The sequence below is a fragment of the Rhodococcus sp. NPDC059234 genome, assembly GCF_042754225.1.
Taxonomy (GTDB): domain Bacteria; phylum Actinomycetota; class Actinomycetes; order Mycobacteriales; family Mycobacteriaceae; genus Rhodococcus_G.
In genome coordinates this window covers 1-1,599 of the sequence record NZ_JBHZAH010000221.1, presented here as the reverse complement: position 1 = coordinate 1,599, position 1,599 = coordinate 1, and the positions used below count along the sequence as shown (strand labels likewise).

Annotated in this window: 1 protein-coding gene; it reads left to right on the top strand. The window is 70.4% G+C overall.

The genetic code is table 11. The annotated features are described in order from the left end of the window. Positions 1-1,599, top strand: a 1,599-nt coding sequence (locus ACFXGJ_RS24375) for an MMPL family transporter (protein ID WP_378625847.1), incomplete at both ends; no start/stop codon positions are given.

Here is a 1,599-nt window from a genome sequence, read left to right as displayed (position 1 = left end):
GACGGCGTCGAGGTCTACCCCACCGGCGCGTCCGCACTGTGGAGCGACTTCAACAAGGCCAACCACGACGCGATGATCCAGGCCGAGATGTTCTCCTGGCCCGTGACCATGGCCATCATGGTCCTCGCGTTCGGCTCGCTCGTCGCCGCGGGACTGCCGCTGCTGCTCACCCTCGCCGGCCTGGTCGCCTCCGCGGGCGGCCTGGTGCTGCTCAACGAGATCACGCCGATCTCGGTGTGGGCCATGAACTTTGCGATGATGTTCGCGCTCGCGCTGGGCATCGACTACGCCCTGTTCATCGTCGCGCGGTTCCGCGACGCGCTGAGCAAGACCGGCGACGCCCGCGCCGCGGTGGCCGAGACCATGGACACCGCCGGCAAGGCGGTCGTGCTGTCGGGCCTGACGGTGCTGGTGAGCCTGTCGGCCGTGCTGCTGGTCCCGGCTCCCGCGGTCCGGACCATGGCCGTCGGCATCATGCTCGCGGTCACGTTCGTCCTAGCCGCCACACTCACCCTGCTTCCCGCGGTGCTCGGCAAGCTCGGTCCGAAGGTCAACGCGGGCTCGCTGCCGTACGCCAAGCGCCAGCAGCACCGGTCCCCGCGGTTCGCGGCCTGGGGGAACCTGCTGCACCGGCACCCGTGGCCGTTCGCGATCGGCGCCGTCGTGGTGCTGGTCGGCCTGTCCGTCCCGGCGCTGGGGCTGAAGGTCGCGATGCCGTCGATCCAGGTCGTGCCGACCGACGCCCCCGTCCGGCAGGGCTACGAACTGGTCCAGGCCCAGATGGGCGAGGGCGCGCCCGGCATGCTCCAAATCGTCGTCCCCTCCGACGAGGCCGAGGCGACCGCCGCCGCGGCGAAGGCCACCGACGGCGTCGCCATGGTCACCCCGGCGATGCCGTCGATGGACGGTTCGAATTACGTGATGCTGCAGGCGATCCCGAACGTCGATCCGTCGGACGAGGCGATGGGGTCGATCCTCGACCGGCTGCGGGCCGACCTCCCGTCGCAGGCGCTGGTCGGCGGCGCGCCCGCGGAGAACCTCGACCTGCAGCAGGCCCTCGACGACTACCTGCCGGTCATCGTCGGCGTCATCCTGGCCCTCGGGTTCGTGTTGCTGCTGGTCGCTCTGCAGGCGCCGCTGATCGCGATCCTGGGGACGGTGGTCAGCCTGCTCTCGACCGCGGCCGCCTTCGGCGTGGCCAAGCTGATCTTCCAGGACGGACACGGCGCGGGACTGCTCGGCTTCACCCCGCAGGGCTTCCTGGACGGCTGGGGCCCGGTGTTCTTCTTCGCGATGATCTTCGCCATCGCGATGGACTACACGGTGTTCCTGCTCTCGACCGCGAAGGAGCACTACGAGCGCTCGGGCGACCCGAAGGTCGCACACGTCATGGGACTCGCCCACTCCGGTCGGGTCATCCTCGCCGCGGCCGCGGTGATGGTGGCGGTGTTCTTCACCTTCGCCCTCGCAGACCCGTTGCCGCCCAAGGAGATGGGCATCATCCTCGGCGTCGCGGTGCTGCTCGACGCGGTCCTGATCCGGCTGGTGCTGCTGCCGGTGCTGCTGCGCCTGACCGGGCACGCCGCCTGGTGGTCGCCG